The following is a 24,560-nucleotide window of genomic DNA, read 5'->3' on the forward strand; positions in this document are numbered from 1 at the left end:
CATCTTTCCTACCTAGCGGCGGTAGTTTCTAAAGGACATACTGCCGTTGTAATATCTACTCGTTGCGGAATAATTTTTTGCTCTAGTAACCAGTCAGCTGTTTTCTGAAGCTTGGCAATGTCTTCAGTATTAGGAAATACGTAAGACTCTGGGCCTCGATTTTTAGTCACTTGCTTGGCTACCGCATCAGAGACTTTTAGCTCTTTAACTAAAAAATCTGATGCAGCATTAGTATGTTGATTTAACCATTCACCATCCTCACTCAAAGCAGTGAGAGCAGCTTTCACGGCTACAGGATTTTCTTTAGCTGCATCACTACGAATAACCATAATGCCGTAGGTAGGAGCAGGGTGTGTAGTAGTGATTCTTCGCGCCTTATGTTCTAATTCTGCAATGGAAATATAAGGTTCCCAAACTGCCCACGCATCAACAGAACCTTGATATAGAGCAGGTGCAGCGTCATTCGGTGATAAGTAAACTCGTTGGACTTTATATGAAGGAATATTTTCTTTTTCCAAAACTTTTAATAACAGATATTCCCCTGCACCACCTTGATTAACAGCAACTTTTTTACCTATTAAATCAGTCGGTTTACGAATGGGGGAATCACCACGAACTAAAATAGCATTACTCAAAGAATTTGGGCTAGGACGCTGTACAGAGCCAATACAAAGAGGTTGTCTGGCAGCAATTCCAGAAATGGAAGGAATATCACCACAGCCACCAATATCCGCCCGATTCCCATTAATAACATTTAAAAGCGTAGCGCAACGATCAAATGGCCCACTCCATTCAACTTTAATATTTTGCGTCGCTAACTGACGCTCTAACTCACCTCGTTGACGCGCAATCGGAATAATCCCGCCTTTTTGGTAGCCCAAGCGAATTACACTGTTTTTCTCTGTAGTTTTGGTAGTGAGAGTTTTTGAAGAGGAATCTGAGTTAACTGTGGCATTGATAGCTGTTTGTTGGCTGCAACCAGAAGCTATCAAACCAAGAAAAGACGCTGCAACTGCGAAGGTTGTACTAGCAGTCTGCCAACCCAAAAATGCTAAGTGAGGGCTGGGAAAAGGCGAAAGGTTAAAGGTTAAAGGAGTAAACATCTTTTCCCTTTCCCCCTTGCCCTTTACCCCGCCAAGTTTCCTTGGCGAACTACTAGCAGAATATTTTTCTTTGTACTGAAAGCGGTGTTCTTTGAAATAATTCCCCACAATGGACTCCTTGATATTTTGGGTCAGTTTGGCATTGTAATGAAACGACCAGTCTGTAGTACGCGGGAGGTTAGAAGAACTCCAACCACCGTGATGAATCAATCGGTAAGAACAACCCTAGCAGTACAGGCTGCTGGAGAGCTTGGGATAATGGGCTTTGGAGATAGTCTGTTGGAGAAGCGTAGACGCAAAGCGGCTTGTCGCCAGACATCGCCTCTTTACTTGCTCTCAAAGAAGTAGTATCAATTGCACTCATAGTTCCTCTCAACGGTTTCGGTTGGCTGCGAGATCCCCGATTTCTGATAAATTGCTACAAGTTAAAAGTCAGGGATCTGAACAAAATTAGAAGAATCCTCTTTGTGGCAATGGTGTACCGTTGATCTCGTAGTCGCCGATCGCACGAGCCTTAAAGTGATTTGGATTGTGTGAGGACAAGGTGCGGGCGTTGCGCCAGTGACGATCAAAGTTGGAGCTTTTCTTTGTTGTGGAAGCCCCACCAACTTCAAACAGCAAAGTGGCTGAACGTAGAGCCAAATCATCAACAATCAATTTGGCTTTGGCTGCACTCAGAGAAGTTGCCAGTGCCGCAGCTGTCTCTGCCTCTTCACCCTGAGCTTGGGCAGCAGGGAGGCGATCAAGACCATCAGCGGCCGCTAAAACAATTGCTTCGGCAGCAAAGGCATTGGCGGCAATCTGCCCGACAGTCTGCTGCAAGATTGGATCTTCTGAGGCTTGCTCGGATACAGCATGGTAGAAAGTCCGGGGTCGGGTACGGACGAGGGCTGTTGCATCGCGTAGAACGCTGCGAATAATGCCAGCATTAATTGCTGTTAAAAATAATTGCGGGACAATGTTGTATGGCAGGTTGTCTTTATCTGTGTCTGTCTCAAAAATTACTTCGTCTACTTCTACACGTACATTTTGGAATGTTGTTGTTCCAGTGCCTGTAAGCCTTTGACCGAAGCCGTCCCAGTCGTCCACCAGGTCAATGCCCTCCCGGTTGGTGGGAATGAGTATAAATGCTCTAGTGCCATCGGGTACTAGCACACGCACGAAAATCAAGTCTGCATAAAGGCTGCCAGTGCTGTAATACTTAGTCCCATTTAGACGATAGCCATCGCCATCAAGTGTTAATTTTGTATTCACGACTTGGCCGCCACCAGATCGCTTAACTTCCAGTTCGGTTGAAGCGAGTCCAATAATCGCGCCATCGACGACGGCTTTGAGCCAGCGACGATTCCTTTGGGTGCGCTCAGAACGCAAAATTCGCTCTGTTACAGAGAAATGATTCCGCACAATGTGAGCCACGTTTGGGTCAGCATCCCCCAGCTGAATCACGACCTCAAACAGTTCGCGTGCCGTGCTACCACCACCACCTTCGGCAACAGGGATTCGCAATGCACCCAACCTGGAACGCCGGATCAATTCAACTACATCATAAGGAAGGATGCGATCGCGATCGCGCTTACTTGCCCCCAGAGCAATAAAATCAAAAAGCTGCTGGAGTTCCGGTGAATTTGCTCTCACCGGAGCCGAAAACTGAATTGTCGTATCTGCAAGTTTCTCTGGACTCTTAATCATTAGTTTCTATCTCCGAATATCCTGTGGAAAATCTATGTTGGTGAGTGGTGAAGCAATTACTGTTTCTGGGTGACGCGATGGCACTACAAAGTTGAAGAATGTTTCCAGCCTTGAGGCGATTACATCTGGTAACATATTCAAGCCAACGACTGCACTTGACAACAACCATTCCTATATAAAGGTTTTAGATGTATTTAAGTTTTATAAACTACTAAAAATCTACCGAATTACCGTAGTTTATACTCCCAAATTTTCCCCAAGTTGTCAATCTGTTTTAAGGTCTTTTTGCAGGAAAGACTCAAAGTTGAAAGCCCAAAAGCGTCTAAACTCGCTTGCCGCCAGCGATAACACCAAACTTAATTACGAATTACAAATTATTTAATCATATCTGCAAAATGATTTAGATAAGATTACAACAAGTGGGCTACGTATAAAGTAGTTAAGTAACCTTTAGTAATTTGACCATTGAACTTGGTATTAATTAATTCAGCGATCGCATGAAAAAAACGCGCTTTTGTAATGCGCTCTAAATTTAAATGACCAGAGTAAGTATTTAAGAGGTTGAGATAACTTACACTGTTGTATGTTGCATCCCATCGATAAGAGCGATAGACTACTTCACCAAACAAACCTGTTTGTTCAATCTCACTTGTTTTATTAGGGACTTTCTGCTCACGCAAAGGAGGCTCATCGTCTTTAACCAGTTGAGGAGCTAAACTTTTATATAGCTCCTGTACTTCTTCAAAGAAGCCATGACTAGCATCACTATGTACGTGTTCATTCCAAAATAGCGCGATCGCTCCTTCATCTCTGAGGGCAAGATCCGTTTTTTTGTAAGCAATACTTGGGTCAAGCCAATGAAAAGCAGTCGCCGAAATCACTAAATCAAAAGCATTTTCTTCGGTCATCCAATCCTCAAAAGCGATGTTATGCACTTCTACTTGCGGATAAGCAGCCAGATTTTTTTGAGCAACTTTAGCAAGATTCTCACCCAACTCAATACAGAGTATACGATAACCCCGGCGGGCAAAGGGTAAAGTTGCCTGACCAGTACCACAACCAATCTCTAATATTCTTCCGTTTGGAGTGATTTTTGAGAGAGACACCACATCGTCAAAAAGTGCCTCTGGATATCCTGGTCGAACTTGGTCATATAACAGTGCTACTCGATCGAAAGTGGTTCTTAAGTGACTTATCTCATCTGTCATGTGTTTGTGGTCAAGATAATTCGTAATTATTACCCCACGACTGAAGTCGGTTTTAAAATTAGATACTACAAATATTACTTAATGCGATCGCCTTTAGGTTATATCAAATTTTTTATAGAAATGTTACATAAATCTCAGACAGTTTGAGCGATCGCATCTATAGGCTAAGTTGAGGAAGCGATCGCGTTTGAACAAGGATTAATCTATCACATCTAAAGGAGTTGGTAAGACACGGCGATTTTTGTATTCATTAGGTTCGCCATCTAGTGAATTTTGCTCTCGTTTAATTTCCATATATCGAGTGTTTGATGGTGCTGAATGCCAACTCAGCATTGTTAAAAGCATTTGAATCCTGGGTATGTCTTTAAATTTTCCTGTTTGCTGAAGCTGCTGAAGCACATAATTTTCAAATATCTGTTGATAATCTGGATTATCATCTAGGTTTTCTGCTATTTCCCAACTATTATTATTAAATAATTGAGTGTATCGTACTTTCCGTTTGCTTAAATATAACTTGCTTTCAATTTTTACTGCACCCATACCTAAAGGTTTACCCATCCCTAATGAAAGACGGTAGTTATTATCTGGAGCAATATCAAGAATCCACATTAATGCACCAATTTCAACGTTACTCAAATTTTCAAATTGAATAGTAAAGTTAAATGTAACGCCTGCTTTTATTGGTTGAATCTGAGTTTGAATCTCTTCATTTTTATCGGGTTTAGGATGGTGAATATCGTAATTACTTCCTTTATGCCAATATAGTTTGTGTCCACGAATTACAGTTTCTTCAGTAGGTTGACTTGCATAATGTTTCAGCTTTGATTTCTCAGCTTTAGTTTCTTCTGGTTGTACTAGGTAATGTTGATATGTACTTGGTTTGGGACTAGCAAGAATCTTGGGAGTGATTACACCCTCAGTCATAAATATTTTATCTGGCGGCGTTTCACAAATTGCATCACTCACAGAAATTCTACCTGCACGACTTTGGTTTTTCCCTTCAGGTTGCTTTTTCTGTCTCACAAAACCAAAAATCGCCTCAGCAATATCAATTATGGAATCATCTCGCAAATATTCTGGAATAAAATCTACGACTGTCGCCGCTTTAGCATCACCTTTTGGAGAACAGGGAATGCGGAAATTAGGACTATGACCAAATAATGTAACTATATTTCCTTGTTTTGGTTGACAATAAAATACAGGACGGTCTTCTTGCAACATCCCTAATTTTTCGTCAAAGGGTGGTTTTTGTTGGAAGTCTGTTAAAGCATTGCAATAATGTTTGATTGCATCAGGGTCAATTATATAAGTTTTACTTGGTCTAGGATCAGGAGCAAATACAACACAGTGATAGGTACGTATACTTTCACTATCAGTGTCAGAAGTTTCCTTCATGTTTCCACTAGTAACTAATCTTCCTTGATTTAGTGGGTATTGTTTGGGAATAGTGACATCCTCAACTATATACTGATACTGTCCTTTTGGTCTAATTCTCTTAAAACTAATTGGTATATTTTGGGGTAAATAACCTGGATCATCAAATCTCTTTAATTCGGGAAAATCAGCCGATGATAAATCTTCTTCTTTTACCCAAGCGAATGAGGTTGAGTTATTTTCTCGTGCTGGTATAATCTTCCAAATATCACCATCACGTTTGAGATAACCAGCTTTTACTTGATTTGGTTTTATATATTGTTTGTATGCTTGAGCAAGGGAATCATCTTTAGGTAAAGTGGCAACAGCACGAAAATATAATCGCTGATGATCTGAGACTTGAGTTATTTTGCTGAAACTAATAATTTCGATTAAAGTCCGTAGCATTCCTCGCAAACTACTACCAGGAAGTATGGGTTTTTTCGTGATGAGGTCAATGTAATAAAAATCTGGTGAATTTTTGGCTTCTTTACCAGATTCAAATTCTTCTTTGGTTAATCCACAACGAATGTATAGTGGTGAAGAAGTTGTTAATATACATTCAATTCTGCCAGTATGCCTATCTGGATAATAACAGTTGTTGTTACGTAATTTGCCATTACTTTCTAATTCTGCGGAGACTATTTTATCGGGTAGCTCAACAAAATTATAAGGTGCGATCGCTTTCTTCTTATTTGGAATTTTACGAATGTGCTTTTTCATCGATAACCTTTCTTGATTTAAGTGACACGAGCCGACTAAGATAAATTCGAGCTAAACCTATATTTTCGTCATAATCAATATAGTTATGAACAATAAGATATAGAGGACGATACGATTTTTCAGTTTTATTAAACTCAATCCCAGTCACAGGTACAGCATGACGTAAACCTTGAGAACCATCTGAGACTAAAGTAAATTTATCCTTAACTTCTTCTGCTTGCGTTCCCCAGAGGATTTGCTTTTCGGTAAGAAATTCTGTATCTTTATTATCTTTAATAAGAATAGCTTTTAACCCGTCTTCAGTTCGCCAAAACATGATTTCTGCGCTGTCGCCAAAAACTCGACCTTGTTGTAGGGTTTCATAATTAAAGAGGGGAAATTTATATTTAGGAAATAGTTCTTCTGGTTCAGTCGGTGTAATTAAATTTACTTCTGAGTCAAAATATCCCCAAATAACACCATCTTCTGCATGAGCTAGGAGATATTTTAAGTTATATTCTGAAGACTGAACTTTTTCTTGTAGCCATTTGCGTAAGTCAGTAGTATTAGAGATATTTTGAATATCATCAAGGATTTTACAATCTGGTTTACTCATACTGTTTTACCTGATTTACAAATTCTGTAACCAAAATATTTAATTCCGCTTGTATTTTATTGAGAGAAGATTTTTTATTCAGCAAATCCTCAACTTGCAGTTTGTTATCCTTAAGTTTAAATTTCCATTTCTTGGGTGAATTTGTATACCAATTAATAATTGCTTCTTTACCTTGTAATCTTCCCCGTCCAATACTGCTTGTACTACCTACAGGTAAATCACCAGTCCATAAATCTTTCAGTAATAAAAGCAGTAAGCCGATTTCATATTTTTCTGGTTGGCGTAATTCAATTTTTAATTTTAGTTCTGTTTTTTCGTTTGCGAAAATTGGTTGTTCTTGAAACAATGCGCCGTGTAATGCACCACCTGTAAATCTATCGATCGCAATTCGGGTTTGCACTAAATCGTTAGTTTCTTTAATGATGCTTTCATGAACTATTAATCGACTAGCTTGTGCTTTGAGATTGTTATCGTTAGAAATTAAATCAAGATTATCCTTGTTATCTTTAACAAAACCAAACATCTCATCAATTATTTGTATTCGAGAAGTTTCTCTTTGGTTATTTTCAGCTAGAGTATTTACAATGCGTTCGGCTCGATGACGCAACACACCAGCTAAACTAGTACCAGATAGAATTGATTTAAGTTCGCCATTGCGTCGAGATTTGAGATGTACGTCGTCTGGTGCTTTTTGGGTATCAGCTTGACTGGAACGAATTAATAAGGGACTAGCGAGAGTGAATGTAGCTTGAATTGTGAAGCGATTTCTGTTATCTTTCCAGTCTGATTTTACCTTAATTCCTGCTTTTTGAAATGCTTCTAATATTTTGGGATAGCTGTTATGAGATGAGAATAAACCTGTTGTCCAGTGTTCAAAGTTCAGCCATTCTATAAGATTGTCGAGTTTTTGCCAATCAAATCGCCATACTTGCCATGTTTTCACATGACAGCGACCAAATCCGCGTCTTTTTTTCATACCCAGAGAGATTTCACCATCTTCTAATCCTTGTAAGACGATGAATAATTCTCTAATTAATTGCTCGCGGTCATCTGATTCTCCTATCAATAATTCAAAGTAAAGTTCAAATTTAGTTCCAGCTTCTAATAGTTCCAAATCATATTTAGCTGTGTCTACAGCTGTTCCGGTAAGACTACTGATTTCGACTCCATCTCTTAATTCAGTTTGGATAAATTCGCTGCTGAGTGCATCGTTAACAATTAGCGGACTTTGTTCACCATCATTATCACTGCGATCGCCACCAAACAACAATGATTTTTCTGTAGCATCATAACCATGTTCAAATTCTCGCAAATAGTTCCTTAATGCTCCAGTAATAGATGAACCCATGAGCAATGCTTTATCTTCTATAATATCTCGTAAAATTACTAAATCAGCGTCACCATCAGCATCGCCACTACCTAAACCAGTTGGCGTATCTAAAATTAAAGTGCCTTTAACTATTATGCGTTCAATAATCAAGCGTTGATTGCGAGTTTTGAGGCGTTCACAAATCATCTATATCCTCCTTTTTTGCCTTTTTTGCTAATGCCATAATTAGGCGTAAAGTATATTTTTCTGCTAATTTGCTATTTTGAGCGAATTCATCAATAATACTTCGCTCTACACTAGCAACATTGACTCTTAATTCTTGTTGATTACTCATCCATGACCAAGAATTTGGATGACTTAACCAGGTTTCAAGCTGCTGTTTAAGAGACTGATTATTTCCACCAATTTTGGCATTATCGAATTGACTACTAACCTGTAAAAGTGATACTACTAAATTACAATCACCTGTTGTAAGAGCTTGTCTAGCTACAAATTCTAAACGAGAAAGTTGACTATTACGAATATCACCTTTGATTGAATTACGTCCCAGATATTTTTGCAAAGCTTCATCTAACTTTTTATGCAACAATCTTTCCGCCATTTGTGCGGCTAAATTATGTGAGCTATCTGTTTCTAACTTGGGTACAGAAGTGTCTGAAATAGGATCTGGAACTTTGAGTATAAAGTCTTCTTGATTTAACCAGTTAATAGTAACTCTACCAAAACCTTCAGTTTTTCTTTCTCCAATACCTTTGGTTTCTATTACTTGAATTTGCTCTGACGTTAAAGAATTTTCTAATTTAAAAACAAAAACACTTCCGGCTGCGAGTGCTGTAACTGTCGGTAAAGGTAATCCCCATTTACGATTGAATCCACCGACTATAGTACTACTGCTAAAGCATCTTATCGGCTGAATCTCTCCCCCTAAAATTTTTTTCAACTCTCGTGTTAGGGGTGCGGGTATTTCGTGTTTTGTTGACGGTGGAATGATTGCATATTGCCCCCAGTCGTCGCGTAAAATTAAGTCACTAAGCAATGTAGCTGTCAAAAATTTTCTATCAGTTCTATCATCATCGTCAACAGGAATATTTACTTCGTTCCAATCAGCCGCATCAATGATATTACTAATATGAATTTGAGTGTGTCCATACCCTGCACTCTGAGAACCACCAAGCCAAATATCTGGTGATTTTGCTAATAAATTTCTGATAACCTGAGCATCAGTTTCGCTACTACATAATATTACAGCTTGAAAAGTCTGTTCGCTATCAATAGCTTCATAACGAAATATTTCTCCTTCGCCTTGGCGCGAACGTCCTTTTTTGCGATCGCGGTGATTGTGAATATTAATTCGTCGGTTTTCTTTATAATGAGTTATCATACCGCGTTCCTTAGTCCAAAAACCTTCACCAAAAGGTTTGGGAGTTTCTAGTTCATCTCCTTTATCAAGACTAAAATCATAAACCCGTAAAGGAGACTCATCAGTTAATTCTGTGTTTTTTTCCTTGAACCAAGAACGAGGAATTGGTAGTGTGCGTTTACCTTCTTTGCTTTGCAAATAAGCATTTAAATAACAGGTACTATTCCCATCAAAAAATAACCGCTTAACTTCATCTTTTGCTAAATTTAATTCCGATAAACTATGCTGCTTCATATAGCGTCCAATCACAGCACCCCGAATCATACTACCCGGAATATAAGAATAAGAAACATCACTATTCGGGTCGCCTGCAAATGAAGTTGCAAGTATGGGTTGTTGCGTTCTTAATGATAAAGTGATTACCTTCACTTAACTTCCTCCATAACTTTTCCAAACAAGTTTAGATAGTCATGAGTAATATCTTCCCCCGCATTATCATGGAGACTACATTTTACATGACCTCTTCCTCGATTTCGTCCGCTTCCTATACGTCGCAAAGCTAATACACTTGCAGCTAAAAGAGATAAACTTTCTTGCTTAGGTTGAGTTTCAAAAATTAACTTTGCCTCAAATTCAAGTTGACGTATAACCACACGAAATGAGCGCAAACTACCTTCATCCGCTACACCAATTTGGGAATTAATAGCAGTTTGACGGCGAATAGCGGTTAAAGAATCAAGAATTTCATTGTTCGTTAATTCTTCATTCTTAATTTGCCAAGCTACTGCTGTGCGTAAATCTTCTGGTAAACAAGCATCTCCAACATGGAGAATTCCCATTGTTTCTAAAGAACTACCAGGTATACCAAATAAAGTACAAGCTATATTTTCCCAGTAAGCACGAGCCTCTTTTGGTACGACACTTATTAAATTATCTGACTCTTCGCTTAACAAGCCCTTCAGAGTCCGTCCACGCAAGTAAGGAAATCCATAATTATCATGCTCTACTTCCTGGTCAATTACGCCTGCTACACCGTCACCTCGTCCAAAAGTTGTATCGCTTAAAAGTGTGATTTTTAGTTTATATACAATCAATTAATTACTCCCAATTCCTAAATAAAAGTCCATAGCTTCAATAGCATCAAAGTAACCACACATAGCATTTACCCAACCTTCTTTAATGAGTTTTTCATTTTCACCAGATGATGTAGGATACAATGGTAAATTGGGTAATTTATAAGTTAATAAAAACTGTGCGATCGCTTCACTAGAACCCTTTCGTAATACATCTCGCAACGCCATAATTTTGTTTTGGCGTTCTCTCCATTCATCTCCTTGCTTAAATTCGCTAATAACTTGAGTAAAACCTGGCCAAGTACGCCACTCATCCTGACTCTCTAACCATAACGGACGCATTTCTAAATGCCAAGATTGATTATTTTTAGGGACTTCATATTCACGCCGACGGATTTCTGAGATTGAACCTAGTAAACCACTAGCTGCAAAATGCCAATCAATTGCAGAAAAATAATCTACTCTGTGCTTTTGTCGCTCAGTTTTAACAAATTCCTTTGCTGATTGACATAAATCTTCACTCATTTTATAAGCTCGTGAAAAAGGATAATGAGTTTTGACAATACAAACACCAGCGCAAGCTGTTAAAGGTTTTCCATCAGTGACTTTTTGTTCTTGAAACTTTTGCAAGCATAATGCAGCCAATTCTAAACCTAATCTACCCTCACAAATAAAAGTAATATCATCGCCTCCATAAACTAAAGGACGGAAGGGAAGATAAACTTTATTATTTTTGCTATCCTGCTTTAAATTAAATCCATCAATTTTACCTTCGACTCTCCCTGATTCGATGTTTTTTATGAGAGTTTCAGCCACAGCTTTTAGTGTCTTAATACCTGCTGAGTCAACACTTTTAGAAAACTCGCGCATTACATTAAGGTAATCTCGATTTTCTTTACCCTCACCACACTTTTTAAATCTATCTCCCATACCATTACCATCGATATGAACAACTGCTACATAGCTAGACTCATCTTTAGAACGACCTAGATTATCTGTTCGATTGGGAAATTCATAAATACTTTCGTCAACTACTTCCGAAAAAATCTGCTGAAGTTTTACATTGGCTCTTTTAATAGCTATTAGCTTTTGCCTTGTTTCAGTAGAAATCAAATAGCTATCGAGTGCTTCATCGTCATCATAATTGATGTACTTATCACTTCTATCAACAGCAGGAAGCTGAGTTGAATTGCAAGTAGCAGTAACTCCTAAAGTAAGTAATGGTGCAGAATGTATTCGCTCGTATTTTTGATGCTCTATCTCATTTTTCTTTAAATCTTCCATTATTTCGTATAACTTATCGTTTTCCCAATCAAAATCAGCATGAGCAACTAATAAATTAATTCCTGATGCTTCAGCTAAAACTTTTTTACTCAATATGCGAGTAAACTCAACAGCAATTTTCCGTGACTTAAATAGAATCAGTGCATTTCCACCATTGGCATAAATTATTTCTGCATCAAGTCCGCTAGTTTCAATCGGTTGTTTTTGACGACTTTTAGGAATGCCTAAGTTGTTTTCTAGTATGTCTTCAACCAATTCTTTAGTGGCTTGAGATAAAAGAAACGAAGCACCAATATTTTCGCGTAGACGATTGCTATTGAAAATATAATTTTGCTTGCCAGTTGTATCAACTACAGTGATAGTAAACTGTTTCATTTTGCCCCCCTGTCATTTTCAAAAATCCACTTAATAATGTTGTCTGACAAATTCAGTAAATCTGCACATCCAAAAACAGCAATTTTGTTACCAGAGACTATATTGCTAATTTCTGCTTTGAGTGTATCTGGTTCATCTGAACGGCAAACTAAAGCAACCCTTGCTTCTTCTCCTCCCATTTGTTTAGCTCTTAAATATGCTTCAAAAAGTTTGCTTTTACACAATTTTTTATCACTAGCAGTTGTACAAGAAATTGCAAAAAGCTGATAACCGCGTGTAAATGCTACATCAAATTCAAAGCCATCTTTAGTTCCCTGAAGCGGGATGACAAAATTTAAGCCATAGTCTGTTATTACTTGGCTATTAGCAATCTTTTTAATTTGCTCTAAAACATAATGCTCTAGCCATATTCCATCGAGGAATTTACAAAAATCTTCAATTTCTGTAAAAAGTCCAATTTTCTTAACTTCTGCTAAAGCCAGATTATCGTCACTTGTTAATAGCTGTTTATCTCTAAATACTTCTACTATTTCTGATGGTAATTTATTTAAAGGAATGAACAACTTAGCCAAATCAGTCTTATTCTTCCATTTTCGATTCTCCTTCCGTGCTTCTGGACAAAATATATTATGATACCAATCAAACCACTGAGTTACCTTAGCCTTATCTGCAAACACTTTGACAAGTTCTTGAGCTAATTCTGGTAATTCTGGTTCCTGAGTCGGATTTTTCTTTAAATTCAACCCATGCAACTGGAAAATTCTGGCTAGTGGAATTTGTAGCGTATCTGCTTTAACTTTTAAACGCTCCCGTTCGTTATCTTCTCTATCTATACATATCTCTAATCTCCGAGGGTCAACATAGCTAAAAATAATACCGTTACGTCGTCTGTATACTTTACCAGTTTTATCCTGAATCTCTTCATAAAGCAATGTCCGGTAAGAATGTGCAGACATTGCTTTTGTACCACCTGTATAATTTAGCCCTATTTTTCCGTTGTTGATGCTTTTTAGTTTTGTGTTAATTTCTTTTTGAATGTGGTAAGCATCTGACTCATAATCATTCAGAGGAAGAAAATTTACATTAAACGCACTATCAAAACTATCTTTCAGCCGCTTGGCTTCATCCAAGGTATCTGTCGTATGTACTAAATACGCAGTCCCACCTTGGTGAAGCAATAACTTGGCCGCTACATAGTTGGGTAGGGGGTTTTCACCAACTAGCAAAAATAGATGGTCAACTTTATACTGCTCAAACTGAGTTGCATTCATGGGGTTGAGGTATCAGCTTTCTAAAAATATCCCCCCAGTATTACACAGTATCGGAAGTACCCCCTTCCAATACTTGCTAATCTGGAAAGCGTATCTCCGACGTACTCAACTACCGTGAATCTACGTTTCAGTCATCCCCCATCTCCACAACTATTACAACAACTAGCCAAAGGTTCTTTAGAGCAAAATCAAAATCTTACCCGTGCTATCCGCTTATGGACATTGCTGCATTGGCTTTACAGTGACAAAGGATATACAGCTATTGAAAGTAATTTTACTTATGTAGCTTGGCGTAAAGCTTTTTTTAGTGAAACTCATCAGGACGAAACTAAGCAAGATATTCTTAATCATCAAGATCCGGATTGTGCTTGTCTCAAAACAATCAGACAATGGTTTTTAGAATTGGAAGTGCCTGTAGACGAATGGCAATATTCTCTACAACAAGAAATATCAATATCAAATTCTGAACTAGAGAAGCTACTAGAAGAACGCCTATTTGCTCAAGTTCGGAAATCATTGCAGAGTGATTTAGATTTATTATTCAGTCGAAAGTATTTGCAAAGAGAAAATTCTATATATGGAAGAAGTAAATATTACCAAAGAGTAGAAAAATTACCATTTTTTGAAACTGCCTTTAGCAATAAAAATCAAGCTTACTTGGCAGAAACTCTAGGTATGTTCAGTTTTCTTGACCCCAGTTTACCATTACTGGCTGAAGAATTTTCAGAACAAATAGATGAAGATAATCATCGCGTATTTTTGTATGTTGATTATCTCGTACCAGAATCGAGTCCCATACAAGATGCTGTCGATGAAATTCAAAGCGAGTTACAGTCGCTTTGGAATTCACAAAAAACTGTTCCCATATTATTGACTTATTACAGCGCACATCTTAACTTACAAAAAGAGTGCGCTGTTTACCCTGTTTGTATTTACTTTATGGAAAGAGCTAAATATTTATGTGCCTACGGTAGTACCCCAACAGGCGAAATTAATTGGTACAAATATCGCTTAGATAGAATAATTTCTAAACACATACAAACTTTAGACTGGGAAGACCCGCGCGTTCCGCAATTATTAAGAGAACAATATTATGATAACCAACTACCTACTCCAAAAACTGTGAATGTGAAATTAAAAGAAGTGTGGGGATGTGATTTTTATAAAGATAAAGAGTTAATGATATTGCGGTTTGAAAGATATTTTTATAAACGCTACATCCAAAAAATTAGCATTCATGATGCTTTCAAAATTATTGACTACCAAATTGTGATTAAGTTAATTAAACAAAATACTCTAAATGCAGAACATCAAAAGAATATTCTAGAAACTCTCCAATCTCGTCCAAGCACAGACGCTTATTATCAAGTAGATTACCGAGTAAACGACTATTATGTACTTCGATGGTTGCGAGCTTTAGGTTCCAAAGTTGAAGTATTACTGCCTTTAAATTTGCGCCAACAAATGGCAGAGGAAAGCCGAAATCTCTGGAATTTGTATAAGTAATCAGGCTAAGTAAAACGATTGAGAAAAATCAAATCATGTTAAGAAAAGTGAAATTAAAATTCTTTCGCTCCTTTTTCACATAGTGTCTCGTAGAGAAGGCAACTAAGCAATTTTTGCGATCGCATCTCCATACCAAATAATAGTAAGGAAGTAATTGGATATTTTACTCCCTTATAGTCTCGATCTGACTTGTACTTATACCACTGTAGTCTGGAAGAAGCGATTAGCAGGGCGTGTCAGACCAAGATTTTCACGCAACGTCTTACCCTCGTACTCTTGACGAAAAATCCCACGCCGTTGGAGTTCTGGCACAACTTTATCGACAAAATCATTCAATCCTTCAGGAAGAAAAGGGAACATGATGTTGAAACCGTCAGAACCTTCCTCAATCAGCCACTGCTCCATATCATCAGCGATGCTTTGGGGTGTGCCGACGAAGGACAGTCCGCCGTAACTGCCAATGCGTTGCGCCAGTTGTCGAATAGTCAAGTTCTCACGTTGCGCTAAGGCTATTACTCTTTCTCGTGAAGAGTGACCAGCGTTAGTCAGTGGGATTTCTGGCAAGGGGCCATCAGGATCGAAACCCGAGACGTCGTAGCCAAGCGCACTATTTAGGCTAGCGATTCCACTGTCATAATGTACTAGGCTATCTAAATGAAGACGCTTGGTATGTGCCTCGGCAACGGTTTCTCCCACGATGACTAAAGCACCTGGAAGGATTTTTATACTGTCTGGGTCACGGCCAATTGCCCGCGCTCGTCCCTTAATGTCTGCAAATAAAGCTTTGCCAGCTTCCAGATTACCAGCAGGTGCAAACACAGCCTCGGCGGTTTCGGCAGCTAATTGTCGTCCAGCTTCAGATGCGCCTGCCTGAACGATTACCGGCCAGCCTTGGACAGGTCTGGCGATGTTTAATGGCCCTCGCACCGAGAGATATTTTCCCTGATGATTCAGAACATGAAGCTTTGCAGGGTCAAAATAAATCCCTGCTTCCACATCCCGAATAAACGCATCGTCAGCGAAGGAATCCCAAAGACCCGTGACAACATCATAAAATTCTCTAGCCCGCCTATAGCGTTCATCATGCTCTATCTCTTCTTCTAAACCAAAGTTGAGCGCTGCGTCTGGATTGGCTGTGGTGACGATGTTCCAGCCAGCACGACCGCCACTAATATGGTCGAGAGACGCGAAGCGGCGAGCGATGTGGTAAGGCTGGTCGTATGTTGTGGAAGCAGTAGCTACTAGCCCGATGTTTTCGGTGACGCTGGCAAGGGCAGAAAGTAGGGTAAAAGGCTCAAAAGAGGTGACAGTATGGCTGCGCTTCAATGCGTTGATTGGCATATTCAGCACCGCTAAGTGGTCAGCCATGAAAAATGCGTCAAACTTGCCTTGCTCTAGTTTCTGGATGAATCGTTTCAGCGCTGGGAAGTTGAAATTAGCGTCAGGTAAAGCCCCAGGATAGCGCCAAGCGCCTGTATGTATGCTTACCGGGCGCATAAAAGCACCTAGTTTTAATTGCTTCGATCTGCTCATTAGTCCTCCGTATCAAGTTTAAAATACAGGTGCGTAGGCGTAGCCCGCCGTTCGCGCAGCGTCTCGTAGAGAAGGCATCGTCCCTTTGAAGTAGTTATTGGTTCTTAAAAATTTTTCGTCAAACTTTAACATTGAAATTATATCTAAGACAAAAAAACATAACTAAAGCATAATATCAATTTATTTTTATAATCTTACTTTGATAGATAAATATAATAGGACTTAGACCTGATGTTTTTATATTTTATGTTTGTAGTGTGATTCGCAACGACATCTGAAAAGATACCTCATAAAAAAATAACTACTAATAGCTAACAAGCTTATATTTATTACGAAATTAACCTCTTAATTATTCATTCACACTCACAAGTTTGAGCAGTCTAGATATAGGGATATCCAAGAAGTAAGAAAGAAACTCTTGCCGCCAAGTATCATAAAGTACTGCTAAATCATCAGTTCAAGCTGGACGAGTAAGTATTGCTGTCATAAAGTTTCCTTTGGGTAGTGGAGAGTGGAAAACAATTTAATCCAAAATATAAAATTCTTACTTAGCCTTTAGTACAACACAGCGGAAATAAACCAATCATTTCAAATCAACGAAACCCTTATACTGTATTCATTTTTAATTTTTAATTCCGCTTTGCGGTACTAGCTCCTATTTTCAAATTGGTGTGGGCGCAGGTCGTCACAGACATCGCTGCACTATCTACTATTAACGTTCGCACTCTTGGTATAATTTCCGCAGTAAAACGCTCCATTTCTGTGGTAAAAGGCTGGAATTGCAGCATAAAAGTATCAATTCCTACTTTGGTAAATTCAGCAATCCGATGGGCTACAGTTTCATAGCTACCAACCAATCCTGCTGCTGTACCGCCATTGCTCCCCACACCAGGGTACTTAGCCATGTTTTTGAACATAATGACTTCAGAATCTACTCCTTTGAGTAATTCTGAGCGATCGTCTTGTGCTAGTATCATTGCTCTGAGGTTTTGATATTCCGCTTCCGCCTCTTCATCTGTCGGTCGAGCAATCACAAAAGCTGACATAGCGAAGCCCAGAGGTTGGGAGCGAGAGCGAGTTTTTTGAGTGACAGCCGCAATGGTTTCGCGGATGACTTCAATGGGACGACCATTGAGGAAAAATGTATGCGCTTCTTTTGCGGCTAGTTCTTGGGCTGGTTCTGACTCTCCACCCACATATATACGCGGATGTGGTTTGGCTATGGGTGGGGGATTGAACTTCAAATCATTAATCTGAAAATATTCACCGTGAAAGTTGACTTTTTCTCCACTCCATAAAGCTTTGACAACTCTAATCCATTCATCTGAATAACGATAACGCTCATCGTGGGGAAGGAAATTTATCCCCGCTTTTTCCATTTCTGGCTTGAACCAAGCACTGACTAAGTTAATCGCAAAACGTCCGTGACTGATTGCATCAATACCTAAAGCCATCTTTGCTAAAACGGCGGGATGAAACAGTAATGGCTTAACAGCTGCAATAATCTCGATAGAGTTGGTTGCTTCTGCCAGCGCTGCTGCTGCTGTCCAGGTTTCTAGTTGGTCAAGTTCTTGATTCCTGGGATTGATAATATGTTGCGCTATTAAAGTTGTGGTAAACCCGCACCTTTGGGCCAATTGGATTAAACTCTTGGCTCGTGAGTAACTAGCATCACGAGGTTCAAGAGGATGGTTCATCACACCGCAGTTACCGTAAACGGGAATCCAAATCCCATAGCGTGGTTCAGACATAGCTTTCTAGAACCTTTGTAGTCAGTACTAAAACTTTATTTTTGCACCTAGAATAATCATACGTTAATTCGGTAGATATACCGTATTATACTATTAAATTTGCATAGATGAAGATAAAAAACAAGGTGTATCTCCCCAGCCCCCACTTAATTTGGAGGCAAAAATGTCAGAACCACGCTACGGTATTTGGGTTCCAGTTGGGGGTAATTTTGGCCCTCTCGATACGCCAGATGAACAGATTGATGCTAGTTATGAACGCACGCGATCGCTAGTAGTTGCTAAAGAAGTTGACCCAGAAACCGCCATGTTCAAACTCTTCGCTAAAAATCCGGCGGTTGGTGGCAATGGTGGTATAGCCGCAGGCTTGGTTGGTAGCTACGACACAGTTGCCACCAGAATAGCTGCTTTTGCCGATGCAGGTATCGATACATGTATGTTGCAATTCAATCCCTTTGCACCAGAAATGACCCGCTTTGCCGAAGAAGTTATGCCTCGCGTCCGACACTTACAGCCTGTAGTTTAACTGCGATCGCACTAGGTGAAAATTTGGAAGTTGCATACTCTCATATGGTTAAATCGGGTTTTTCTGGTAGACGAAGCTGGTAGCTTGAGCGATTGCGCCGATGAGTTTTTAAAGAGTTGTCAATTCATTGCTCAAGCACAAGGTTGAAACCCAAATTACTTTGTGGCAGAGTTCGTTAAAAGCATAGTATAAATTAACACCTAAATAAGTCCATCTAAAGAAATGCAGATATTTGAACTAGTTGGCAATCACTTGTATGTACCAGATTTTGAATATCTATTAGGAGAATTGCTCTACGCCTCAGCTACAGAAGGAATTAAAAACCCCAAAGTTAGAGCTTACGTCGAAGTCAGAAGTCGGAGGTCGGAAGTCGGAAGTACACTTTTATAACGGGGATTAAATAGTGAAATAGCATCAAGATGAGTAGAAAATCTCGAAAACCATTGATTGGGATTACAACTTATGGTCGCCTTGCACCATTACCATTTTCTCTGCCAAGCGAATATATAGATGCAGTCCGTGCTTCAGGTGGCATTCCTATATTATTACCACCAGGAGAAGTTGAGCAGGCTCAACTTCTAGATTCTTTGGATGGTTTAATCATCTCTGGTGGTGGAGATATTGACCCTGCTTGCTACAACGGTTTTGTTCATCCTACTATTTATTCTGTTGATCGCGAACGTGATGCTTTTGAATTGCAGCTTGGCAAGTTTGCTCTTGAACGTCATCTACCGATATTGGGTATTTGCCGGGGTTTACAAATTCTCATCGTCGCCTGTGGGGGTACTCTAATTCCTCACATTCCAGATGTCTACGGTACATCTGCATTACATCGTCTAGAGCCGGAACCTGGACGACGTTTACCTACAGAACATTTGGTCAGGATAGATGTAGAAAGCCTTTTAGCTGACTGTTTACAGAATTCTCACATATCTGTAGTTTCTTGGCATCATCAAGCGGTAGATAAAGTACCACCTGGTTGGCGGGTTGTTGCTCATGCTTGGGATGATGGAGTCATTGAAGCTGTGGAGCATGAACAGCATCCTTGGGCAATCGGTGTGCAATGGCATCCTGAGCTATCAATTCTCAATCATAGTCATCAAAGACTTTTTCAAGCTCTAGTTCAGGCTGCACATACACAACACTTATATGATGAGCGTAATCCCGGAATTGGTTGAGCAATATGAGGGGGGACGCTTAATTAAGCACCAAATCCTTTCAAATAATTATACTTATTCCTCGAACATTTACCCAGGAAGATCCTTTTGTCTAAGGGTGGAAGGGGCTGAAGCTGAAAATGCGCCTTGGACTCGACAGCGTTGGCAAGTTCTACCAACAGCTAGTCTTTACAGTTAGCGAGGCTGTTGGTGAACCTTACTGAAACGCTTTACGGGTAACAGATTAAGAAGAATATTTTATTCTCAATAAAATCTACATTTTTATCATTACTTATTGCGAAAATATTAAGCGCTTATTTTGAGTCTTGGAAAGTAAATCAAACAGTAAATGTTGATTTTTTCTTCGATTTTCAACTTTGGTTTGGATCTTGAGTAATATCGTTCGATTGAACATCTATTCCAGTTTCAACTCCAACTGATATCAGATTTTCTGACGGCGTAAACTCATCAATAAGCGTAATTATCACTGCTGCCGCAGGCACTGCAAGCAGCACACCAATAAATCCAAATAGCTTACCCATTACCAAAAATGTTACAATCACCATCACTGGATGAATATTAACTTGCTGACCCATCACCAAAGGCTGAACAATATGGGCATCTATTTGATTCATTACAAAGAAAAGTATTAACACAAATACTAGCTTTAGCGGTGAAATACTCAAGGCTACTAACGCTGGTAAAAAAGCACCAATAATCGAACCAAAATAAGGAATTATTTCAAATAAACCTGCAATAATCCCAAATGGCAGTGCTGACGGAATCCCCAAAATCAAAAGTCCAAACGTTACTCCAGCACCCAGAAATATCATCGCTATTCCTGTCCCAAAAATCCAGCCTCGCAATCTTGTCTCGCAAGCTTTAAGGATTCGTTTAGACCGTTGATGATGTCGCCTTGGAACTAATCTTAAAATCCCTTTCACTAAGGAATTAGGATCGTAAGCCATGTAAAGCGCTAAAATTAACGTCGCTACCAACTCAACGGTTAAACTTAAAGCTTCACCTAAGAAAACTGGTACTCCCCCTAGTAACTGGTCGGTTAAATTCCGTAATTGTATTAGTGCTTGGGAAATGTCAGGAATAAAAGTGAATTTCTGACGCAGTTGTTCAACATCCCCTGTTAATCTATTGAGATAAGTTGGTAATGTTTTGATTAATTTTTGGGATTCAAATGTCACACTAGGTAGGACTACAGTAGCTAATACCACAATAAATCCGACGATTAATCCAATTAGTAGCAAAACAGCAATATCCTGTGATTTGACTAACTTTTGCAAAAACCTTAATAGGGTTCGCAAAATTAAAGCAATCAATGCTGCAACAACTAAAAGTTCTAATACTGGTAAAAGTTGATATAAAATGTATAGTACTGCCGCTACCATTACTGCCAATGGCGCACCACGAGTTAACTGTGACCATCCATTCTCTGTATCTCTGTGATTCGCCATTAATATAACTTATTCTTCTGTTTTAGTTTGACAAATTTAGTGCCTGGGATGGCGCAGAATTTTTATTTTTAAGATTAGCTGTAAGCCTGATTACCACAAGTTTCGTTTTTCTCTCTTGTTTGTGCCCATATAATCAAGTCAATTTTAATTTGTTCAGATATTTCACTCCCTAGCTAAAATTTTATTCTATTTACCCTCAAAGAGGTCTAGAAATTTAAATTATCTTTCTTGAGAAATAAGTTTACCAAATTGTAGCTATTTCAAATAGTGTCGCAGCCATGACCACAGGTGATTTTTGAACTGAACAGGCTCTGGTGATGGTGAGTAAGTTGATGGTTTTGTTTGAGCAATATTATTCCTTGAAAGTACACAAATAGTTAGTTCGCCATCTGTATAATATCTGTCACCTCCTCCGTTACGACCAACCCATGTGGCCCCTATACCTGTGACTTGATATAATTGGGCAATCTGGTGTATCTTTTCAATACTTTTAATTACGTTATCTCTTTCTTCATCAATATCTGCATTAATATGGTGAGTAATTTGTCCTGTGCGGTGGCTAAGTTCCACGCTTTGGTCAAATGTTGCTGAACCTAGCCATAGGGGTCTACTATCAGCATTCAGGTTGTTTGATTGCCACAAGCGAATGTGATGTCTAGTTTTGGCATTGTTTCCTATAGGTAGTTCAAAAGCTAAATCCTGTTTGCGTCCCCACAGATATAAATTACTTACAGGTGCAGTTGGGTAAGAATCCTTGAGAAGAACACTTTTTGCAATTCCAACACTTGAGCGTAAGGTGATTGGGTCTGCCGGATACCAGCCTGCTGCCAGTAGCGTCTGCACCACTTCTGCTGTTGTACCGACAAATCCAATATTCAAAGGATCTCCAGATATACCTTCTGCCGTTTGCGTCGTTTTCGGAGAATGTTCCAGCTTAGGGTTATGTTCGTAGTGACGCCACAGTGCTGGTAAAACGACATAACTCACCAGTCCATATAAGCCGAGCAAACCAACTGACGTTCCAAAAATATACCAAAACCAATGTCGATGTTTTGGGCGTGCGTTACTATTTGAGTTAGAGGCTTGTTGCATTTGAATCCGGCGACCAAACTATATTGACTTTTTTAATTAATCATCTTTAGTTAATGGGTTGTACCACTGATCCCTTGGCAAAAGTAGTTGATCTGACTCAGGTGGGCCCCATGTATTTGGCTCATACTCATAAATGGGTGTGACGTTATCGAGAATTGACTGGACAATCCGCCATTCCTCTTCTACGGTATCTTCTCGTACAAACAAGGTGGGATCGCCCCGCATGGCATCACCCAATAGACGTTCATAGGGTTCCATCTCGTCGCCACCTCCGTGAAAGGCTAGGAGTTCAACCGCAGAGCCGATCATATCTTCTCCAGGGATTTTAGCGCGAGCGCCTAATCCCACAATTACCTCTGGATCTAGTAAAAAACGAACATAATTAGCGTTTTCTTTTCCTCCCTCCTGGAACACATCTAAAGGTGGACACTTGAGCTTGATCATCACCTCAGTAGTTTTGACAGGCAATTTCTTCCCAGCCCGAATGTAGATGGGAACTCCTGACCACCGCCACGTATTAATACATAACCGCACAGCAACAAAAGTTTCTACTTGGGAGTCAGGAGAAACACCTTCTTCGTTACGATAATTACAAAATTGACCGCGAATAATCTCATCAGGTTGTACTGAAGGTATAGCTTTGAGAATACGTTCTTTTTCATCCCGGATGGAATCGACAGCCGTACTAGCGGGAGCATCCATACATACTGAAGCCAATATTTGCAGCATGTGATTTTCCACCACATCCCGAATTGCGCCAGTTTCCTCATAGAAGCGCCCCCTTCCTTGAATGCCAAAGTCCTCTGCCATCACAATCTGGATGCTTTCAACATAGTTGCGATTCCAGATAGGTTCAAGAAGAGAGTTGGCAAACCGAAAATAGAGTAAATTTAGCAGTGGTTCTTTGCCCAGGTAATGGTCGATGCGATAGATTGATGATTCGGGGAAAACTGATGCCAGAATTTGGTTTAACTCGCGTGCTGATTTCAAATCCCGTCCAAATGGTTTTTCAATTACCACCCGCGCATTTTTAGCACAGCCTGATTTGCCCAATCCTGTCACTACTTGTGCAAACAAGCTCGGTGGAATTGCCAAATAGTAGAGGGGACGAGTAGCATCACCAAGCGCTTGACGTAATTTTTCGTAAGTTTCTGGTTTGTTGTAGTCACCAGCAACGTACTGGAGTAGACCAGAAAGTTTCTCAAATGCGTCTTGATCTATACCACCATGATGTTCTAAGCTATCATGTGCCCTTTCCCTAAGTTGATCTGTCGTCCAAGGTCGTCCGGCAACCCCAATCACTGGGACATTGAGATTGCCTCGTCGTACCATTGCCTGAAGGCTGGGGAAGATTTTCTTGTAGGCCAAGTCACCTGTTGCCCCAAAAAATACCAGTGCGTCTGAATCAGAAGTTTCCATGACTAACCTCTTTAAAAATTAGCTTTTTCATCATGCCCGCCAAACTGATAGCGCATGGCTGACAAAAGTTTATCGGCAAAGTCTGCTTGCCCACGCGAGCTAAAGCGAGCAAAGAGCGCCTAACTTTTCACCAGAGTCGGTACAGATTCATCAATTGCTACGATCGCACTCTAGCGCCCTTCGTCAAAATCTGATACACGACCACCAAACTCTTCTTGATTGAGGCTTGTCAATAAGGCGATCGCTGTCAAATCCAATTAGCTTTGAAGCAATTACACTACCCCCCCTTAGTTTAGACCAAAGAGCTGTCTGCACAGACAAAATTTTCAAAGCCTGTTGTGGTCAGTGTAATAACATTTCCACTGTTATTGAAGCTGATGTTAGCTGGATTTAGGGCATTGCCCGAAATTACACCAGAAAAAGTGAGTTCAGAGCGATTGAAAGCACTGAGGTCTAAGGTATCAAAACCTTTTCTACCATCTACAATCCCAGTCCCAAACCCTTTGAAGTAGTAATTTCCAATGCCTAGATCAATTTTGATGCCACTACCAATATTGACTTTTTGTTGGACATCATTAATGGTACTGGTAGCAGTAATTTCGTCATTGCCATCGCCAGTCCTAATTGTTCCCTAGTGGTTTGTCTCATAAGTTCTGCTGGGTTAGAATTGAAACAGAGAGTTGAGC

The 24,560-nt window shown here is 39.6% G+C and carries 21 protein-coding genes; 4 read left to right on the forward strand and 17 right to left on the reverse strand.

What is annotated here, in order from left to right:
• Positions 1-8: 8 nt before the first annotated feature.
• The 12 genes from RMY00_RS32215 to RMY00_RS32270 all read right to left on the reverse strand — a co-directional run bounded on the left by RMY00_RS32215 (position 9) and on the right by RMY00_RS32270 (position 13,379).
• Entirely contained in the window at positions 9-1,103 is a 1,095-nt protein-coding gene (locus RMY00_RS32215; RefSeq protein ID WP_322651433.1) for an aliphatic sulfonate ABC transporter substrate-binding protein, read from the reverse strand.
• 178 nt (positions 1,104-1,281) lie between these two features.
• A complete protein-coding gene (locus RMY00_RS32220) occupies positions 1,282-1,467 on the reverse strand; it encodes a hypothetical protein (protein WP_322651434.1) in 186 nt (61 codons plus the stop codon).
• Positions 1,468-1,553: 86 nt separating this feature from the next.
• The gene (locus RMY00_RS32225; RefSeq protein ID WP_322651435.1) at positions 1,554-2,792 is read right to left on the reverse strand and encodes an acyl-CoA dehydrogenase family protein; all 1,239 of its coding nucleotides are present in this window, start codon (positions 2,790-2,792) and stop codon (positions 1,554-1,556) included.
• A 6-nt stretch (positions 2,793-2,798) separates the two neighbouring features.
• Positions 2,799-2,954, reverse strand: coding sequence for a hypothetical protein (locus tag RMY00_RS32230; protein WP_322651436.1), 156 nt, complete (start codon positions 2,952-2,954; stop codon positions 2,799-2,801).
• Positions 2,955-3,202: 248 nt separating this feature from the next.
• Positions 3,203-4,000: a class I SAM-dependent methyltransferase gene (locus tag RMY00_RS32235; RefSeq protein WP_322651437.1), complete on the reverse strand. Its 798-nt coding sequence runs from the start codon at positions 3,998-4,000 to the stop codon at positions 3,203-3,205.
• A gap of 198 nt (positions 4,001-4,198) precedes the next feature.
• Positions 4,199-6,136 (reverse strand): TIGR03986 family CRISPR-associated RAMP protein, encoded by a 1,938-nt coding sequence (locus RMY00_RS32240; RefSeq protein WP_322651438.1) that lies wholly within the window; start codon positions 6,134-6,136, stop codon positions 4,199-4,201.
• Positions 6,117-6,731 carry a CRISPR-associated protein Csx19 gene (csx19, locus tag RMY00_RS32245; RefSeq protein WP_322651439.1) on the reverse strand — a complete coding sequence of 205 codons (615 nt, stop codon included), beginning with the start codon at positions 6,729-6,731 and terminating at the stop codon, positions 6,117-6,119. Before csx19 ends, RMY00_RS32240 begins: the two co-directional genes overlap by 20 nt.
• Positions 6,724-8,247 (reverse strand): RAMP superfamily CRISPR-associated protein, encoded by a 1,524-nt coding sequence (locus RMY00_RS32250; protein WP_322651440.1) that lies wholly within the window; start codon positions 8,245-8,247, stop codon positions 6,724-6,726. Before RMY00_RS32250 ends, csx19 begins: the two co-directional genes overlap by 8 nt.
• Positions 8,237-9,850 (reverse strand): RAMP superfamily CRISPR-associated protein, encoded by a 1,614-nt coding sequence (locus RMY00_RS32255; protein ID WP_322651441.1) that lies wholly within the window; start codon positions 9,848-9,850, stop codon positions 8,237-8,239. Before RMY00_RS32255 ends, RMY00_RS32250 begins: the two co-directional genes overlap by 11 nt.
• Positions 9,847-10,515 (reverse strand): RAMP superfamily CRISPR-associated protein, encoded by a 669-nt coding sequence (locus RMY00_RS32260; protein WP_322651442.1) that lies wholly within the window; start codon positions 10,513-10,515, stop codon positions 9,847-9,849. Before RMY00_RS32260 ends, RMY00_RS32255 begins: the two co-directional genes overlap by 4 nt.
• Positions 10,516-12,153 carry a Cas10/Cmr2 second palm domain-containing protein gene (locus RMY00_RS32265; protein WP_322651443.1) on the reverse strand — a complete coding sequence of 546 codons (1,638 nt, stop codon included), beginning with the start codon at positions 12,151-12,153 and terminating at the stop codon, positions 10,516-10,518.
• Positions 12,150-13,379, reverse strand: coding sequence for a Card1-like endonuclease domain-containing protein (locus tag RMY00_RS32270; RefSeq protein ID WP_322651444.1), 1,230 nt, complete (start codon positions 13,377-13,379; stop codon positions 12,150-12,152). Before RMY00_RS32270 ends, RMY00_RS32265 begins: the two co-directional genes overlap by 4 nt.
• Positions 13,380-13,538: 159 nt before the next feature.
• Here RMY00_RS32270 and RMY00_RS32275 point away from each other — a divergent pair, with 159 nt between their 5' ends.
• Entirely contained in the window at positions 13,539-14,930 is a 1,392-nt protein-coding gene (locus tag RMY00_RS32275) for a TIGR03985 family CRISPR-associated protein (protein ID WP_322651445.1), read from the forward strand.
• A 195-nt stretch (positions 14,931-15,125) separates the two neighbouring features.
• Here RMY00_RS32275 and RMY00_RS32280 read toward each other — a convergent pair whose 3' ends face one another.
• Positions 15,126-16,463: an LLM class flavin-dependent oxidoreductase gene (locus RMY00_RS32280; protein ID WP_322651446.1), complete on the reverse strand. Its 1,338-nt coding sequence runs from the start codon at positions 16,461-16,463 to the stop codon at positions 15,126-15,128.
• Positions 16,464-17,092: 629 nt separating this feature from the next.
• Positions 17,093-18,214: an LLM class flavin-dependent oxidoreductase gene (locus RMY00_RS32285; protein WP_322651447.1), complete on the reverse strand. Its 1,122-nt coding sequence runs from the start codon at positions 18,212-18,214 to the stop codon at positions 17,093-17,095.
• Positions 18,215-18,377: 163 nt separating this feature from the next.
• Here RMY00_RS32285 and RMY00_RS32290 point away from each other — a divergent pair, with 163 nt between their 5' ends.
• The 3 genes from RMY00_RS32290 (at position 18,378) to RMY00_RS32300 (ending at position 19,915) form a co-directional block, all read left to right on the forward strand.
• Entirely contained in the window at positions 18,378-18,737 is a 360-nt protein-coding gene (locus RMY00_RS32290) for a hypothetical protein (RefSeq protein WP_322651448.1), read from the forward strand.
• A gap of 222 nt (positions 18,738-18,959) precedes the next feature.
• Positions 18,960-19,127 (forward strand): hypothetical protein, encoded by a 168-nt coding sequence (locus tag RMY00_RS32295; protein WP_322651449.1) that lies wholly within the window; start codon positions 18,960-18,962, stop codon positions 19,125-19,127.
• Positions 19,128-19,156: 29 nt separating this feature from the next.
• Entirely contained in the window at positions 19,157-19,915 is a 759-nt protein-coding gene (locus tag RMY00_RS32300) for a gamma-glutamyl-gamma-aminobutyrate hydrolase family protein (RefSeq protein WP_322651450.1), read from the forward strand.
• 350 nt (positions 19,916-20,265) lie between these two features.
• On the opposite strand, the gene RMY00_RS32305 is transcribed toward RMY00_RS32300, so the two are convergent.
• The 3 genes from RMY00_RS32305 to zwf all read right to left on the reverse strand — a co-directional run bounded on the left by RMY00_RS32305 (position 20,266) and on the right by zwf (position 23,874).
• On the reverse strand, positions 20,266-21,363 hold the full coding sequence (locus tag RMY00_RS32305) for an AI-2E family transporter (RefSeq protein WP_322651451.1): 1,098 nt from the start codon (positions 21,361-21,363) through the stop codon (positions 20,266-20,268).
• A 255-nt stretch (positions 21,364-21,618) separates the two neighbouring features.
• The gene (locus tag RMY00_RS32310; RefSeq protein WP_322651452.1) at positions 21,619-22,455 is read right to left on the reverse strand and encodes an LssY C-terminal domain-containing protein; all 837 of its coding nucleotides are present in this window, start codon (positions 22,453-22,455) and stop codon (positions 21,619-21,621) included.
• A gap of 36 nt (positions 22,456-22,491) precedes the next feature.
• Entirely contained in the window at positions 22,492-23,874 is a 1,383-nt protein-coding gene (gene zwf / locus RMY00_RS32315) for a glucose-6-phosphate dehydrogenase (protein ID WP_322651453.1), read from the reverse strand.
• Between the last annotated feature and the right edge of the window lie 686 nt (positions 23,875-24,560).

It is taken from the genome of Nostoc sp. ChiVER01, from assembly GCF_034531155.1.
GTDB lineage: Bacteria > Cyanobacteriota > Cyanobacteriia > Cyanobacteriales > Nostocaceae > Nostoc.